At 42.4% G+C, this 16259-nt stretch carries 9 protein-coding genes, 6 tRNA genes and 3 rRNA genes; 1 reads left to right on the top strand and 17 read right to left on the bottom strand.

What is annotated here, in order from left to right; all coding sequences use genetic code 11:
• Position 1: 1 nt before the first annotated feature.
• From IGJ19_RS04875 to IGJ19_RS04805, 15 genes are all read right to left on the bottom strand, one after another.
• Positions 2 to 77, bottom strand: a tRNA-Phe gene (locus tag IGJ19_RS04875).
• Positions 78 to 119: 42 nt separating this feature from the next.
• Positions 120 to 192: transfer RNA gene (locus IGJ19_RS04870), tRNA-Asp, on the bottom strand.
• A gap of 9 nt (positions 193 to 201) precedes the next feature.
• A tRNA-Val gene (locus tag IGJ19_RS04865) sits at positions 202 to 274 on the bottom strand.
• Between the two features lie 16 nt (positions 275 to 290).
• Positions 291 to 362, bottom strand: a tRNA-Glu gene (locus tag IGJ19_RS04860).
• A gap of 16 nt (positions 363 to 378) precedes the next feature.
• Positions 379 to 467: transfer RNA gene (locus tag IGJ19_RS04855), tRNA-Ser, on the bottom strand.
• A 39-nt stretch (positions 468 to 506) separates the two neighbouring features.
• Positions 507 to 580, bottom strand: a tRNA-Asn gene (locus IGJ19_RS04850).
• 12 nt (positions 581 to 592) lie between these two features.
• Positions 593 to 708, bottom strand: a 5S ribosomal RNA gene (gene rrf, locus IGJ19_RS04845).
• Positions 709 to 799: 91 nt separating this feature from the next.
• Positions 800 to 3714: ribosomal RNA gene (locus IGJ19_RS04840) — 23S ribosomal RNA — on the bottom strand.
• Between the two features lie 230 nt (positions 3715 to 3944).
• A 16S ribosomal RNA gene (locus tag IGJ19_RS04835) occupies positions 3945 to 5505 on the bottom strand.
• Together the 16S, 23S and 5S rRNA genes with 6 tRNA genes alongside form the textbook arrangement of a ribosomal RNA operon.
• 681 nt (positions 5506 to 6186) lie before the next feature.
• A complete protein-coding gene (locus IGJ19_RS04830) occupies positions 6187 to 7689 on the bottom strand; it encodes a HAMP domain-containing sensor histidine kinase (RefSeq protein WP_071866070.1) in 1503 nt (500 codons plus the stop codon).
• Entirely contained in the window at positions 7686 to 8372 is a 687-nt protein-coding gene (locus IGJ19_RS04825; protein ID WP_010735834.1) for a response regulator transcription factor, read from the bottom strand. Before IGJ19_RS04825 ends, IGJ19_RS04830 begins: the two co-directional genes overlap by 4 nt.
• Positions 8373 to 8559: 187 nt before the next feature.
• Positions 8560 to 9981 carry an NADP-dependent phosphogluconate dehydrogenase gene (gene gndA / locus IGJ19_RS04820; protein WP_034688385.1) on the bottom strand — a complete coding sequence of 474 codons (1422 nt, stop codon included), beginning with the start codon at positions 9979 to 9981 and terminating at the stop codon, positions 8560 to 8562.
• 205 nt (positions 9982 to 10186) lie between these two features.
• A complete protein-coding gene (rpmF, locus tag IGJ19_RS04815; RefSeq protein WP_010735836.1) occupies positions 10187 to 10366 on the bottom strand; it encodes a 50S ribosomal protein L32 in 180 nt (59 codons plus the stop codon).
• Positions 10367 to 10423: 57 nt separating this feature from the next.
• Entirely contained in the window at positions 10424 to 10993 is a 570-nt protein-coding gene (locus tag IGJ19_RS04810; protein ID WP_010735837.1) for a YceD family protein, read from the bottom strand.
• A gap of 175 nt (positions 10994 to 11168) precedes the next feature.
• Entirely contained in the window at positions 11169 to 12134 is a 966-nt protein-coding gene (locus IGJ19_RS04805; RefSeq protein ID WP_430604447.1) for an AEC family transporter, read from the bottom strand.
• Positions 12135 to 12368: 234 nt separating this feature from the next.
• Here IGJ19_RS04805 and IGJ19_RS04800 point away from each other — a divergent pair, with 234 nt between their 5' ends.
• Positions 12369 to 13259: a LysR substrate-binding domain-containing protein gene (locus IGJ19_RS04800; protein ID WP_115357469.1), complete on the top strand. Its 891-nt coding sequence runs from the start codon at positions 12369 to 12371 to the stop codon at positions 13257 to 13259.
• A gap of 75 nt (positions 13260 to 13334) precedes the next feature.
• Here IGJ19_RS04800 and pyk read toward each other — a convergent pair whose 3' ends face one another.
• Entirely contained in the window at positions 13335 to 15119 is a 1785-nt protein-coding gene (gene pyk / locus IGJ19_RS04795; RefSeq protein WP_010735840.1) for a pyruvate kinase, read from the bottom strand.
• A 129-nt stretch (positions 15120 to 15248) separates the two neighbouring features.
• Positions 15249 to 16211: a 6-phosphofructokinase gene (pfkA, locus tag IGJ19_RS04790; protein ID WP_034691339.1), complete on the bottom strand. Its 963-nt coding sequence runs from the start codon at positions 16209 to 16211 to the stop codon at positions 15249 to 15251.
• Positions 16212 to 16259: the final 48 nt, after the last annotated feature.

The raw sequence follows: 16259 nt of genomic DNA, 5'->3' as shown, positions 1-16259 counted from the left end.
ATGGTGGCGCGGGACAGAATCGAACTGCCGACACACGGAGCTTCAATCCGTTGCTCTACCAACTGAGCTACCGCGCCATAAAGAATATATTATTTAATTTTTTAATTGAATAGAAATGACGGTCCCGACGGGAATCGAACCCGCGATCTCCTGCGTGACAGGCAGGCATGTTAACCCCTACACCACGGAACCAAATCATTATGGAGGTTAACGGGATCGAACCGCTGACCCTCTGCTTGTAAGGCAGATGCTCTCCCAGCTGAGCTAAACCTCCAATGTATCCAATTAAATGACCCGTACGGGATTCGAACCCGTGTTACCGCCGTGAAAGGGCGGTGTCTTAACCGCTTGACCAACGGGCCAGTAAAACATCAATTACGGAGAGTAAGGGATTCGAACCCTTGAGACAGTTTGCACCATCTACATGATTTCCAATCATGCTCCTTCGGCCTCTCGGACAACTCTCCAGAGTGAAAGAAGCTCATTACTCTTCTCATAAATGAGAACTCCGGCAGTAGGACTCGAACCTACGACATCATGATTAACAGTCATGCGCTACTACCAACTGAGCTATGCCGGAATAATAATACCAGCGTGGCGGCGTCCTACTCTCACAAGGGGCAACCCCTCACTACAATCGGCGCTAAGAAGCTTAACTTCTGTGTTCGGCATGGTTACAGGTGTATCCTTCTCGCCATCGCCACCACACTTGGTGTTATCTATATTTGAGTAAATCTTGTTCACTCAAAACTGGATTTGAAGTATCAGTAAGAAACTCTCCGAGTTTTTTCATTTTATTTTGGTTAAGTCCTCGATCGATTAGTATCAGTCCGCTCCATACATCACTGTACTTCCACTCCTGACCTATCTACCTGATCATCTCTCAGGGATCTTACTTTCTTAAAGAAATGGGAAATCTCATCTTGAGGTGGGCTTCACACTTAGATGCTTTCAGCGTTTATCCCTTCCCTACATAGCTACCCAGCAATGCCCTTGGCAGAACAACTGGTACACCAGCGGTAAGTCCATCCCGGTCCTCTCGTACTAAGGACAGCTCCTCTCAAATTTCCAACGCCCGCGACGGATAGGGACCGAACTGTCTCACGACGTTCTGAACCCAGCTCGCGTGCCGCTTTAATGGGCGAACAGCCCAACCCTTGGGACCGACTACAGCCCCAGGATGCGACGAGCCGACATCGAGGTGCCAAACCTCCCCGTCGATGTGGACTCTTGGGGGAGATAAGCCTGTTATCCCCAGGGTAGCTTTTATCCGTTGAGCGATGGCCCTTCCATGCGGAACCACCGGATCACTAAGCCCGACTTTCGTCCCTGCTCGACTTGTAGGTCTCGCAGTCAAGCTCCCTTCTGCCTTTACACTCTTCGAATGATTTCCAACCATTCTGAGGGAACCTTTGGGCGCCTCCGTTACTCTTTAGGAGGCGACCGCCCCAGTCAAACTGCCCATCTGACACTGTCTCCCACCACGATAAGTGGTGCGGGTTAGAGTGGCCATAACGCAGGGGTAGTATCCCACCAGCGCCTCCATCGAAACTAGCGTTCCGACTTCTACGGCTCCTACCTATCCTGTACATGCGGTACAGACACTCAATATCAAACTACAGTAAAGCTCCATGGGGTCTTTCCGTCCTGTCGCGGGTAACCTGCATCTTCACAGGTACTAAAATTTCACCGAGTCTCTCGTTGAGACAGTGCCCAAATCGTTACGCCTTTCGTGCGGGTCGGAACTTACCCGACAAGGAATTTCGCTACCTTAGGACCGTTATAGTTACGGCCGCCGTTTACTGGGGCTTCAATTCGTACCTTCGCTTACGCTAAGCACTCCTCTTAACCTTCCAGCACCGGGCAGGCGTCAGCCCCTATACTTCATCTTACGATTTTGCAGAGACCTGTGTTTTTGATAAACAGTCGCTTGGGCCTATTCACTGCGGCTGATCTGACGATCAGCACCCCTTCTCCCGAAGTTACGGGGTCATTTTGCCGAGTTCCTTAACGAGAGTTCTCTCGCTCACCTTAGGATTCTCTCCTCGACTACCTGTGTCGGTTTGCGGTACGGGTCGTTGTTTTCTCACTAGAAGCTTTTCTCGGCAGTGTGACGTCAGGAACTTCGGTACTATTATTTCCCTCCCCATCACAGCTTGTCCTTAAAGTTAGAAGCATTTGACTCCTATCAAGACTTACTGCTTGGACAGACATTTCCGATCGTCTGCATTCCTTAGCCTCCTGCGTCCCTCCATTGCTCAAACAAAAACAACGAGTACAGGAATATCAACCTGTTGTCCATCGCCTACGCCTGTCGGCCTCGGCTTAGGTCCCGACTAACCCTGGGCGGACGAGCCTTCCCCAGGAAACCTTAGTCATTCGGTGGACAGGATTCTCACCTGTCTTTCGCTACTCATACCGGCATTCTCACTTCTAAGCGCTCCAGCAGTCCTCACGATCTACCTTCAACGCCCTTAGAACGCTCTCCTACCAATACACCTAAAGGTGTACTCCACAGCTTCGGTAATATGTTTAGCCCCGGTACATTTTCGGCGCAGGGTCACTCGACTAGTGAGCTATTACGCACTCTTTAAATGGTGGCTGCTTCTAAGCCAACATCCTAGTTGTCTGTGCAACCCCACATCCTTTTCCACTTAACATATATTTTGGGACCTTAGCTGGTGGTCTGGGCTGTTTCCCTTTCGACTATGGATCTTATCACTCACAGTCTGACTCCCGGATATGAATGAATGGCATTCGGAGTTTATCTGAATTCGGTAACCCGAGATGGGCCCCTAGTCCAAACAGTGCTCTACCTCCATCATTCTCAATTCCGAGGCTAGCCCTAAAGCTATTTCGGAGAGAACCAGCTATCTCCAAGTTCGTTTGGAATTTCTCCGCTACCCACACCTCATCCCCGCACTTTTCAACGTACGTGGGTTCGGTCCTCCAGTGCGTTTTACCGCACCTTCAACCTGGACATGGGTAGATCACATGGTTTCGGGTCTACGACTACATACTCAAACGCCCTATTCAGACTCGCTTTCGCTGCGGCTCCGTCTCTTCAACTTAACCTCGCATGCAATCGTAACTCGCCGGTTCATTCTACAAAAGGCACGCCATCACCCATTAACGGGCTTTGACTTGTTGTAGGCACACGGTTTCAGGTTCTATTTCACTCCCCTTCCGGGGTGCTTTTCACCTTTCCCTCACGGTACTGGTTCACTATCGGTCACTAGGGAGTATTTAGCCTTGGGAGATGGTCCTCCCGGATTCCGACGGAATTCCTCGTGTTCCGCCGTACTCAGGATCCTCCTAGGTGCCTTCCAAATTTCATCTACGGGGCTTTCACCCTCTTTGACTGACTTTTCCAAGTCATTCGACTATCTGAAAGAACTACCATATCGGAGTCCTACAACCCCAATGAGCAAGCTCATTGGTTTGGGCTTTTCCCGTTTCGCTCGCCGCTACTCAGGGAATCGAATTTTCTTTCTCTTCCTGCAGGTACTTAGATGTTTCAGTTCTCTGCGTCTACCTCGTATACGCTATGTATTCACGTATACGTAACATCCTATAAAAGATGCTGGGTTCCCCCATTCGGAAATCTCTGGATCATAGCTTACGTACAGCTCCCCAAAGCATATCGGTGTTAGTCCCGTCCTTCATCGGCTCCTAGTGCCAAGGCATCCACCGTGCGCCCTTATTCACTTAACCTTATCAACCTTGCGGTTGGGTTTTGATCTTTCTTCTAGCGATAGAAGTCCAATCAAGAAAAATAAGCAATTGAACTTATTAAAAAACTCATTCAACGCGGTGTTCTCGGTTTGTATTACTTACATTTTTACTTCAATATCCAGTTTTCAATGAACAAAATTTTGAGAGTAGACCTCTCAAAACTGAACAAAGTATCGACAAACGTGTGTAGTCTCCGTAATATTCCTTAGAAAGGAGGTGATCCAGCCGCACCTTCCGATACGGCTACCTTGTTACGACTTCACCCCAATCATCTATCCCACCTTAGGCGGCTGGCTCCAAAAAGGTTACCTCACCGACTTCGGGTGTTACAAACTCTCGTGGTGTGACGGGCGGTGTGTACAAGGCCCGGGAACGTATTCACCGCGGCGTGCTGATCCGCGATTACTAGCGATTCCGGCTTCATGTAGGCGAGTTGCAGCCTACAATCCGAACTGAGAGAAGCTTTAAGAGATTAGCTTAGCCTCGCGACTTCGCGACTCGTTGTACTTCCCATTGTAGCACGTGTGTAGCCCAGGTCATAAGGGGCATGATGATTTGACGTCATCCCCACCTTCCTCCGGTTTGTCACCGGCAGTCTTGCTAGAGTGCCCAACTAAATGATGGCAACTAACAATAAGGGTTGCGCTCGTTGCGGGACTTAACCCAACATCTCACGACACGAGCTGACGACAACCATGCACCACCTGTCACTTTGCCCCCGAAGGGGAAGCTCTATCTCTAGAGTGGTCAAAGGATGTCAAGACCTGGTAAGGTTCTTCGCGTTGCTTCGAATTAAACCACATGCTCCACCGCTTGTGCGGGCCCCCGTCAATTCCTTTGAGTTTCAACCTTGCGGTCGTACTCCCCAGGCGGAGTGCTTAATGCGTTAGCTGCAGCACTGAAGGGCGGAAACCCTCCAACACTTAGCACTCATCGTTTACGGCGTGGACTACCAGGGTATCTAATCCTGTTTGCTCCCCACGCTTTCGAGCCTCAGCGTCAGTTACAGACCAGAGAGCCGCCTTCGCCACTGGTGTTCCTCCATATATCTACGCATTTCACCGCTACACATGGAATTCCACTCTCCTCTTCTGCACTCAAGTCTCCCAGTTTCCAATGACCCTCCCCGGTTGAGCCGGGGGCTTTCACATCAGACTTAAGAAACCGCCTGCGCTCGCTTTACGCCCAATAAATCCGGACAACGCTTGCCACCTACGTATTACCGCGGCTGCTGGCACGTAGTTAGCCGTGGCTTTCTGGTTAGATACCGTCAAGGGGTGAACAGTTACTCTCACCCTTGTTCTTCTCTAACAACAGAGTTTTACGATCCGAAAACCTTCTTCACTCACGCGGCGTTGCTCGGTCAGACTTTCGTCCATTGCCGAAGATTCCCTACTGCTGCCTCCCGTAGGAGTTTGGGCCGTGTCTCAGTCCCAATGTGGCCGATCACCCTCTCAGGTCGGCTATGCATCGTGGCCTTGGTGAGCCGTTACCTCACCAACTAGCTAATGCACCGCGGGTCCATCCATCAGCGGCACCGTAAAGCGCCTTTCAAAACGAAACCATGCGGTTTCGATTGTTATACGGTATTAGCACCTGTTTCCAAGTGTTATCCCCTTCTGATGGGCAGGTTACCCACGTGTTACTCACCCGTTCGCCACTCCTCTTTTCCCGGTGGAGCAAGCTCCGGTGGGAAAAGAAGCGTTCGACTTGCATGTATTAGGCACGCCGCCAGCGTTCGTCCTGAGCCAGGATCAAACTCTCATAAATAAAAGTTAGAACAATCTTTCGATTGCTAAGCTCAATTGTTTGCTAGCATATTGCTTGCTTGTTAAAAATGTTTGTTGTCTTGAATTGAATCAAGACGCCCTACACATTTGGTTTGTCTTACTTTGTTCAGTTTTCAAAGGTCTATTCTTTCTTATTTAACAACTTTTATATCTTAACATTTCTTTAAGAAGTTGTCAACAAGTTTTTCTTTCTTAACTTAGAAAGTTGTTTGTCGTTATTTCTTAGCGACTTCATTAATATACCATCTTGCTTGTTATTTGTCAACAACTTTTTTGTTGGTATATTAAGGTTTTTACCACCTTGTTTTTTAACGACTTCGTTATTATAACATAGCATTAAAACCTCGTCAACATTTAAATTCAACAATTTATCATGACGTTTCTTACTGCTTTGTCAGAACAAATAATAATATATCAAGGACTTAAAAAAATTGCAATAGAAAAAATGCTTTTTTCAACGATTATTTTCAAAGCCGAATATTCGTATAAGATGTTTAAAAATCAACAGTTTTTTGATGTTATTTAATTGTATTATTCTAGTATTTTACAATTATAGTTCGTCTCTTTTTAGGGGAAGGGCTACGTAAGAACTTCTTAGAAATCAATGACCTAGTGAAGCTTATCGATAAATACATAAAAAAAAACAAGCAAAGTCATCACTTTACTTGTCTTCTGTTCGTACAATTGGTACAAAAATTCTAAAAATCGTCCCTTGCCCCACTACGCTCTCTGCTAATATTCTGCCTTTATAGCTTTCTACAAGTTGTTTGGCAATCGACAATCCTAAGCCATTTCCACCTTTTGTTCGTGCTCTTGCTTTATCTACACGATAAAAACGATTAAATATTTTCTTCAAGTCCTCTTCAGGTATTCCCTCACCAAAATCTTGGATCGCGATCTCAAATTCACTAAGCGTGGATGAAATCGAGATATGGACTTCTTTTCTTGTCGTTGAATACTTTACTGCATTATCTAAAATGATGATAATCAATTGTTCAAAATGATTTCTAAAAATTTGTAGTGTTACTTCTTTAGCTAAGTCATCATCCAGTGTAATAACATAATCAGGATAAAGTAATTTAAAATTATTGAATACTTGGTAAGTCACTTCTTTTGCATTCGTCGTTTCGTTGGCATAATAAACATCTACTTGCTCTGCACGTGATAGATCTAACATTTCTTGTACTAAGCTTTTCATCCGACTGATTTCTTGCATACTTGCAGTTAGGGATTCTTCTAAAATTTCGGGATCATCTTTCCCCCAACGATTCAATAAGCTAAGATGCCCTTCAATAATTGCTACAGGTGTTCTTAATTCATGTGATACATCTTCCACAAATTGTTCTTGTTGTTCGATATACAGACGCATACGATCTAGCATTTCATTGAAGATCTCAGCAAGGTCTGCTAACTCATCATCTGTATCAATCTCTGGCATATGAATATCTGATTGTGGATCTTTACGGATCGTATCCATCGTATCTCGTAATACTTTTAACGGTTTTAAGAAGTAGGAAGATAGGAAGAAACCTAAGATACTACTTAGTATCAAGGAGACGATTTCTAGCACGATCAAAGTCAATAAAAGATTATTTCTTATATCATAGAAAGATGAAAGTTCATAAAATGTTTGAGTATAGCCGATTTTTTCTCTTGTTTGTTTAGAATAAATAGGTTGGATCGATAAAAAGCCAGTTTTCCCGTCTAGAGTAACGATCGTTGGGATCTTCCTGGTCGTTTGAATCAATGAACGACTTTTTTCGTGTGTTTTAAAAATCAATTTTTCATCCAGATCATAAACATACAGATCCATCGATGCTTGACCAAGTTCAGAAATAAAGGAGTCGATTTTCATCAAGTTCCCTTCAATGACCGCGGTATCATCTCCAGTGCCGCCGGTTTGGTCAGCGTTCGTTAAGTTTCGATAGGCATTGATCAATGTCAACTCCTCATCTGAATTTGATAAACGAGAAGCCGCTTCAGAAATGGTATGTTCGACATTTGCTCTTTCCTTAGCTACGATTAGATTGATCGATGATTTATAGGTGATCACTGCAAAAATCGTAAAGACGACAAATATGAAGAAAGAACTTGCAAAGGCCCACTTGATCGTCAAGGATGGACCTTTAAGTTCTCTTTTTTCGGTTTGATTGTAATTGCTCACGAGCGCATCACGTAACCAGTTCCACGTACTGTTTGAATATAGCTTTCTTCACCAGGAACATCGATTTTATTACGGAGATAACGAATATACACATCCACTACGTTTGTTTCCACTTCGGTTTCGTAGCCCCATACTTTGTTTAATAAAACATCCCGTGCAAGTACCACGTTGACATTTTCCATCAAAGTAAGTAATAGTTCATATTCACGCTTCGTTAATTCAATGACTTCATTGCCACGACGTACGACTCTATTTTCTTTTTCGATCGTTAAGTCGCGATAAGTGATCGTCGTTTGTTTTGCCACATTTTTATCTCCTTCGATGTCGATGCGGCGCAATAAAGCACGTAGACGCGCTAACAATTCTTCGATTGCAAATGGTTTGACGATGTAATCATCTGCACCATGATCTAAACCAGAAACTCTATCAATGACAGAATCTCTCGCAGTCATCATGATGATTGGTGTATTTTTTGCTTGGCGTACGCGACGACAAACTTCAAGTCCGTTCAATTCAGGTAACATCAAGTCTAATAAAATTGCATCCCACTCATTATTCAAAGCAGCATCCAGACCTGTTCGTCCATTGTAATGTACTTCAGCATTATACCCTTCATGTTTTAATTCTAACTCGACAAATCGGGCTAAGTTTTTCTCATCTTCAATGATTAGAATATTACTCATTCAATTTTGTCCTTTCTCTCCTAGGCTTCTAAACTCCATTATTATACCAATAGTTAATTTAAAATCTATAATCATTTTATCATGGAATACTATTTTAAAAAAGAGCTGAAGTCGCCCTCTATAAATTGACCTCAGCTCTTTCATTTATTACTTATTTGTTTAGCATGTTGAAGAATAAAGAAGTTGATTAATCTTCGTTATACCATGAGTAATGGAAGATTCCTTCTTTGTCAACACGTTCATACGTGTGTGCGCCAAAATAATCACGTTGTGCTTGGATGATATTTGCAGGCAAACGTTCGGCTCTGTATGAATCAAAGTAAGCAATCGCTGAAGAGAATGTTGGTACCGGTACGCCTGCTTGAACAGCTAACGCAACAACTTCTCGTACGGCTTGTTGGTATTTCTTAGTGATCTCAACAAAGTAGTCATCCAATAATAGATTTTCAATGTCAGGATTGTTTTCGTAGGCATCAGTGATTTTTTGTAAGAAACGAGCACGGATGATACAGCCGGCGCGCCAGATTTTTGCAATTTCACCGAATGGTAAATCCCAGCCATAGTCTTTCGATGCGACACGTAGCTGTGCAAACCCTTGTGCATAGCTCATAATTTTGCTGAAGTATAACGCTTCACGAATTTTTTCGATAAATTCTTTTTTATCGCCGTTGAATTCAAAATCATTCGTATGTGTCAAGATTTTGCTTGCTTGTACACGTTCATCTTTGTATGCAGAGATATAACGGGCAAAGACAGACTCTGTGATCAATGGAAGTGGTACACCAAGGTCTAAAGCACTTTGACTTGTCCATTTCCCTGTTCCTTTATTTCCAGCAGCATCAAGAATCACATCTACGATCGGTTGACCTGTGCCTTCATCGTCTTTACGTGTCAAAATGTCCGCAGTGATTTCGATCAAGTAGCTATCTAATTCACCTTCGTTCCATTCTTTGAAGATATCAGCCATCTCATCGACAGATAAACCTAAAATATTTTTCATCAAGTCGTAAGATTCGGCAATCAGTTGCATATCACCATACTCGATCCCATTATGGACCATTTTGACATAATGGCCTGCACCATTTGGACCAATGTAAGTTACACAAGGCGTGCCGTCTTCTGCTTTTGCAGAAATTTGTTCAAGGATCGGTGCAACTAATTCATACGCTTCTTTTTGTCCACCAGGCATGATCGAAGGTCCTTTCAACGCACCTTCTTCTCCACCTGAAACACCAGTCCCAATAAAATTGATACCAGAGTTGGCTAATTCTTCATTTCGACGGATCGTATCTTGGAAGAAGGTATTCCCGCCATCGATCAAAATATCACCTTTGTCTAAATGTGGTAATAATTCTTGGATCGTTGCATCTGTTGCTGGTCCTGCTTTGACCATCAAAAGGATACGACGTGGTTTTTCGATTGAATCAACAAATTCTTCGATCGTGTATGTTGCTTTGAAGTTTTTGTCTGGATGTTCTTCTACCACATCTGTTGTTTTTGCTCCTGTACGGTTGAATAGTGCAACAGAGTAGCCGCGGCTTTCAATGTTAAGGGCTAGATTTTTACCCATGACGGCCATTCCGACAACGCCGATTTGTTGTTTTGACATATAAACTCCTCCTACATATGGGATGTTCTCCCTAATCTCTCTCATTATAGCTTAACATAGCTTACTTGCAAACCAAATAAGTACGAATCGATGATGTTTCTTACTTCTTATCATTCCGAATACAATCGTTATTTCAGAATCAAAAAAATAAACCTCAAGGCTCCATGGTTAGCCTTGAGGTTTTACATTTTCTAAATAAAATGTATTAAGCTTCTTTAGACATTACGTCCTTACCATCGTAGTAACCACAACTTGCACATACGTGATGGCTTTTTTTCATTTCACCACAGTTTGGACATTCGTTCAATCCTTTGATTGTCAATTTGTAATGAGTACGACGTTTTGCTTTTTTAGCTTTCGATGTTCTTCTAGCTGGTACTGCCATTTTGCTACACCTCCTTGTAAAGTCTCGTATCAAGATTTGATACAATATATTCCAATCTTACGCGTTATCATCTTCTTCTGATGCTGAATCAAAAAATTCTGATAGTTTTGCAAGACGAGGATCTACTTTTGTCTCAGCTTCTTCCGTTTTGCGTTTTTCGTACTCTTCTTCGGATAGCACTTCCCAATCATTCCCTTTCGGTAATTCAGTGGAATGCTCTTCTTCTTCTGTGAGTACACGCATCGGAATCGCCAATAAAATGTTGTCTTCGATCGACTCTGTCACATCTAGATGCGTTCCTTCGATTAAGAGGATCTCTTCTGAAGGTAACTGAACATCTCTACGTTGGTATTGTTCCATCGTCATAAACAATTCATCCACAGACAGCTTGATTGGTAATTCAACTGGTGTCAATGAACGAGTGGACGGAACAGTCAGTGTCGTCTGCGCAGTGTAATGAACGAGATAGCCTTTGTTATCTACTGAGACTAGACCTTCGACTTCCACAGGCGCAACATCTAAAATTGAATCGTCTCGCTTCATAAGAGCCTTTTTTACGTCAAGGGTCTCATGAAAAGTTAACGGTGTCTCTTGGTATTTTCTCAATTCCAATAAAGACCATTTCATAGTTTCATCACTCCTAAGCAACAAAAGCTATTATACAGGGCAAAAAGTCGGTTGTCAATGAAATTTTCTTGACACCTTACACTTCATAAAAAAACACAGAGCGTTTTTCTCATCTACGTGAGATTTATTCGCTCTGCGTTTACTTTGTCGCTAGCTACCACCGTTTGATCAGATATCAAATGTATTGGATCAATTGCATTAAAATAGGTACAACGAACACAAATAGTAAGGTACTCGTCGTGACAAGATTCGTTGCATACTTCACATCACCGTGTGCTTCATTTGCAAGGATTGGTAAGACAGCTAGCATAGGTGTAGCTGACTGTACGATCAACGTTTGTTTCGGTAGAGGGGCTAGTTCTGCACCAAAGGCATATTTACCTATTACCATCAGTCCAATCAATATAGCTGGTGCTAAGATAAATCGACCGATCAAAGCCACGATCGTATCCCGATCAAATCGAATACTTTTCAACCCTGCATCGTATAAAACAATTCCGATATAGATCAATGATAATGGCGTCACGATCCCGCCTACATAATTTAGTGTTGAATTGACAAAATCAGGTACAGGGATCTCTAACACCAAGAAGAAAAGCGCAAGGATAAAACCTAATAAAGGCGCTGGTAAAAGCTTTTTCCAATTCAGCTTCGTTTTCTTTTCTGTTCGATCTTTTGTCGGGTCATCATTAGCGATCAAAAACACACCAAATGCCCAGGTCGATACGGTATTTGTCACATAATAAATTAAAAAGTAAGGTAAAGAGGCTTCGCCAAAAAGGGCAATATTAAGTGGCAAGCCAATAAATATCGTATTGGCATTCACCACTGCATTCATAAAAATCCCCCGTCTACCTGGTTGTATCTTGAGTAATTTTGTTAGCACATAAGCAATCAGGTAGGAAATGATCACTGCAGCGATCGGATAAATCAAACTTCCAGATAATTCGATCAAACTGCTTTTAGTTAAATTCTTCATAACTGAAACGAAAATCGAGGCGGGTAAAGCTACTTTAGTGATCAAGGAAGAGATACTTCCCCCAAACTGTTCATCAAACCACCCCAAGCTTTTTAGTACATAGCCTAATCCAATCATCAAGATGATACTGATCACACTTTCAATTGATTGAAAAAATACCATTTCTTCCATCTCCTCAGTACCCATTTAGTGAAGCAATCTATTTGTAGATAGGAGCTAACACTGCTCAATCATGTTGCTTCTTCTATTTTTTGTTTTAATCTAAAAGACGATTTGTGTGCCACTAGCCTTGTAGATTACTTATTTCTTTTTTAAGTGTAGTCTTTTAGGTTTGTTATAGTCAAAATTATCGATTACAATAAACATTATTTATATGTCAAGGGAGCGAATCGATTCATGAATACGAGAGATCTTGAATATTATGTTCAAATCGTCAAACAGAAAAATTTTACTAAGGTAGCTAAGTTTTTTGACGTCAGTCAACCAACGATCACTTACGCCTTACAACGCTTGGAAAAAGAAATTGGTGCTACCCTTATTACAAGAGATCGTTCCCATCATGAATTGATCATCACTCCTGCCGGTAAGCAACTATTGATCCACGCACAGTCAGTCTTGCAAGAAATCACACTTGCTAAGGCAGAGATTGCTCAGTTACAAAAGAAAAAATTGCGCTTTGGGATGCCGCCTATCATTGGTAATGAATATTTCCCAAAATTATCGAGCTACTTTATCAAGCACCAATTGATGGGGCAAATCGATATCGTCGATGGAGGTTCCCGTGATCTGTATGGCATGATCCATCAAGGACGGATCGACATTGCGATTCTTGGATCAACACAACCGATCGTCGATCAAAAGCTGGAAGTCGAACCATTGTTAGATAAATGCTTTATGATCGTTGTTTCTCCTTCACACCCTCTAGCAGATCGTACAAGCGTTTCTTTTAAGGAACTAGTCAACGATCAGTTTGTTTTGTTAAATGAACACTACGTCCACCCTGCTGCGTTTACGAAGCTTTCTAAGCAAACGCATATCGTACCTAAGATCGTTTACCAAAGTAATGATCTAACTATTTTGAAAAGCATGATCCGAGAAAATATCGGGATTGGCTTTTTAACCGAGATCGCGATTCATCCTGAAGACAATCTTGTAGCTATTCCTTTAGCAGATACTGCTCAACCACGTTTTTTGATTTCATTAGCCACTCGCGCACAGCAGTTACCAACGGTTTTACATGAAAACGTGATCGAAGTCATCCATGAATTTATGAAAACCCAAAAATGACTTGCTCAAACAAAATACAGGATAAAAAAAGAGTGCTGAGATTTCTCTCAACACTCTTTTTGATTTTGATTTCAATTAGATTGCTGTTGTTTCTCCGCGATAAACGATACCACGACGAGCGTCAACAGTGATCAATTCACCATCTTTGATCGTTGAAGTTGCATCTTTCGCACCAACGATTACAGGAATATCTTGTGCAATTCCCACAACTGCTGCATGTGAAGTCAAACCGCCTTCTTCAACAACTACTGCTGCTGCTTTTTCGATTGCAGGCATGAATTCTTTGTCAGTTGAAGGAACAACTAATACCATACCATCTTTTGCTTTTTTGATTGCTTCTGCTGCTGATGATGCAACTACAGCGTTCGCTACAACAGATTGTTGCCCAATTCCTTGTGCTTCAAGCAATTTTGAACCAATCATTTGAATCTTCATTACGTTTGTTGTTCCACGTTCACCAACTGGTACACCAGCAGTGATCAAGATCAAGTCACCTTCTGAAGCGAAACCTAATTCGACTGCTTTTTTCGCAGCTAATTCAAACATTTCGTCTGTTGTTGTTGGTTTTTCTGCAACTGTTGGATATACACCCCAGTTAAGCATCAAACCACGTTTTGTGCGTTCGTCAAATGTGACAGCTAAGATATCAGCATCTGGACGGTATTTAGAGATCATTTTTGCTGTATAACCAGATTCAGTTGCAGCAACGATTGTTTTTACGCCTAAGTTTTTCGCAGCACGTGCCACTGATAAACCGATTGTTTCTGTTACATCAGTTTTGTCAAATTCATTTAATTGGAATGAACCTAATTCTGCTAATGCTAATTCAGCTTGTTGGTCGATACGAGCCATTGTTGCAACAGCTTCAACAGGATAGTCACCATTTGCTGATTCACCTGATAACATTGTTGCGTCTGTTCCGTCAAATACTGCATTGGCAACGTCAGATGCTTCCGCACGTGTTGGACGTGGGTTTTCTTGCATTGATTCTAACATTTGTGTTGCAGTGATTACTGGGATACCCGCAGCGTTACATTTTTTGATGATACGTTTTTGAACCATTGGTACTAATTCAGCAGGGATCTCAACACCCATGTCTCCACGAGCAATCATGATACCATCAGAAACTTTGATGATTTCATCAATGTTGTCGATACCTTCTTGAGATTCGATTTTAGGGAAGATTTGAACATGTGTCATGTCTTTTTCTTCTAAAATTTCACGAATATCTAATACGTCTTGTGCTTTACGAACAAAACTTGCAGCGATGAAGTCGATGTCGTTATCTAGTCCGAAGCGGATATCGTCTGCATCTTTTGGTGTGATACCTGGCAAGCTGATTGAAACGCCTGGTGCGTTAACACCTTTACGTGATCCTAGCATACCTGCATTTTTTACTTCTACTACTAATTCACGTGTTGCTTCATCTTTTTCAATGATTTCCATGTCGATCAAACCATCATCGAATAAGATATGTCCACCTACATGAACGTCTTCAAAAAGACCTGGATAAGTCACTGCGATTTTTTCTTTTGAACCTACATGTTCAGGGTCCATTGAGATGCGTGTTTTGTCGCCAACTTCAAATTTGATGTAGCCTGCACGGCCAAAATCTTCTTCAGTTGTGCCTTGAACTGTTGTACGGATTTCTGCACCTTTTGTATCTAAAAGGATGCCGACATCTTTACCAGTTTTCTTCACTGCTTCGCGAACCATTACCATACGTGATAATTGTTCTTCATGGTCACCATGTGAAAAGTTGAAGCGGAAGACATTTGCTCCAGATTCAATCAATTTAGAAATAGTTTCTACTGAATTACTGGCTGGTCCTAATGTACTAACGATTTTCGTTTTTTTCATTTTACAAAACTCTCCCATTCAAATTGTTTATTTAAAGCCATTCAAAGCTTAAATATCTGTTAGATATTGGGAAGACTTGCTTCCCACTCCCATATATATCTATTGATTTATCTGACTACTTTTCTTTATTTAGAAAGAAAGTGAGTTGTTCAAGTCATATAATGATAAATCTGGTTGGTGTTTGTTATTTTCTAGTGTGTCGATGATATCAGCCTCAACGATATCGTTGTCGCGAATACCGATACACAAACCACCTTTTCCTTGTTGCAATAATTCAACAGCATGTGCGCCAAATTTACTTGCTAATACACGGTCGCGTGCAGTTGGTGAACCACCACGTACAACGTGTCCTAAGATCGATACACGTGTATGATAATCGCCATATTCTGACAATTTTTCTGCAAATTCGTTTCCGCCCATTACGCCTTCTGCCAAAATGATCAAGCAATGTTTTTTGCCACGATCGCGGCCATCTTGGATTTTTTTGGCAACAACTGCCATATCAAAATCATGCTCAGGAATGATGATCTCATCCGCTCCACCAGCAACACCTGACCATAAAGCGATATCTCCAGCATTACGTCCCATTACTTCGATCACGAACGTACGAACGTGTGAAGTTGCTGTGTCGCGGATACGGTCGATTGATTCTAATACTGTGTTGATTGCTGTATCAAAACCGATCGTAAAATCAGTTCCTGGAATATCGTTATCGATCGTACCTGGTACACCCACTGCTGGGAAACCACGTTTAGTCAAAGCCATCGCGCCATGGTAAGAACCATCGCCACCGATCACGACAAGACCTTCGATACCGAATTTTTTCAATTGTTCGATTCCTTTTAATTGTCCTTCTTCTGTTGCAAATTCAGGATAACGTGCAGAGTATAAGAATGTACCCCCGCGTTGGATCTTATCACCGACATCTGCAACATCTAATCGACGGATATCTCCGGCAACTAATCCAGCAAAACCATAATTGATCCCGTAAACTTCCAATCCTTCATATATACCTTTACGAACGACTGCACGAACTGCTGCATTCATCCCAGGAGCATCTCCACCACTAGTCAAAATTCCGATGCGTTTCATATTCATCTTCACCTCATTAAATTACTTTATCCTAAGCAAGACTTAGGT

The sequence above is a fragment of the Enterococcus sp. DIV1368b genome, from assembly GCF_050529595.1.
Lineage (GTDB): Bacteria > Bacillota > Bacilli > Lactobacillales > Enterococcaceae > Enterococcus_B > Enterococcus_B mundtii.
This window is presented reverse-complemented; position numbering and strand designations above follow the sequence as displayed.

Excerpts from the sequence above, each read along its gene's own strand:
- pyk (WP_010735840.1), bottom strand. The coding sequence starts at position 15,119 with ATGAAAAAAACGAAAATCGTTAGTACATTAGGACCAGCCAGTAATTCA.
- IGJ19_RS04805 (WP_430604447.1), bottom strand. The coding sequence starts at position 12,134 with ATGGTATTTTTTCAATCAATTGAAAGTGTGATCAGTATCATCTTGATG.
- gndA (WP_034688385.1), bottom strand. The coding sequence starts at position 9,981 with ATGTCAAAACAACAAATCGGCGTTGTCGGAATGGCCGTCATGGGTAAA.
- IGJ19_RS04810 (WP_010735837.1), bottom strand. The coding sequence starts at position 10,993 with ATGAAATGGTCTTTATTGGAATTGAGAAAATACCAAGAGACACCGTTA.
- IGJ19_RS04825 (WP_010735834.1), bottom strand. The coding sequence starts at position 8,372 with ATGAGTAATATTCTAATCATTGAAGATGAGAAAAACTTAGCCCGATTT.
- pfkA (WP_034691339.1), bottom strand. The coding sequence starts at position 16,211 with ATGAAACGCATCGGAATTTTGACTAGTGGTGGAGATGCTCCTGGGATG.
- rpmF (WP_010735836.1), bottom strand. The coding sequence starts at position 10,366 with ATGGCAGTACCAGCTAGAAGAACATCGAAAGCTAAAAAAGCAAAACGT.
- IGJ19_RS04800 (WP_115357469.1), top strand. The coding sequence starts at position 12,369 with ATGAATACGAGAGATCTTGAATATTATGTTCAAATCGTCAAACAGAAA.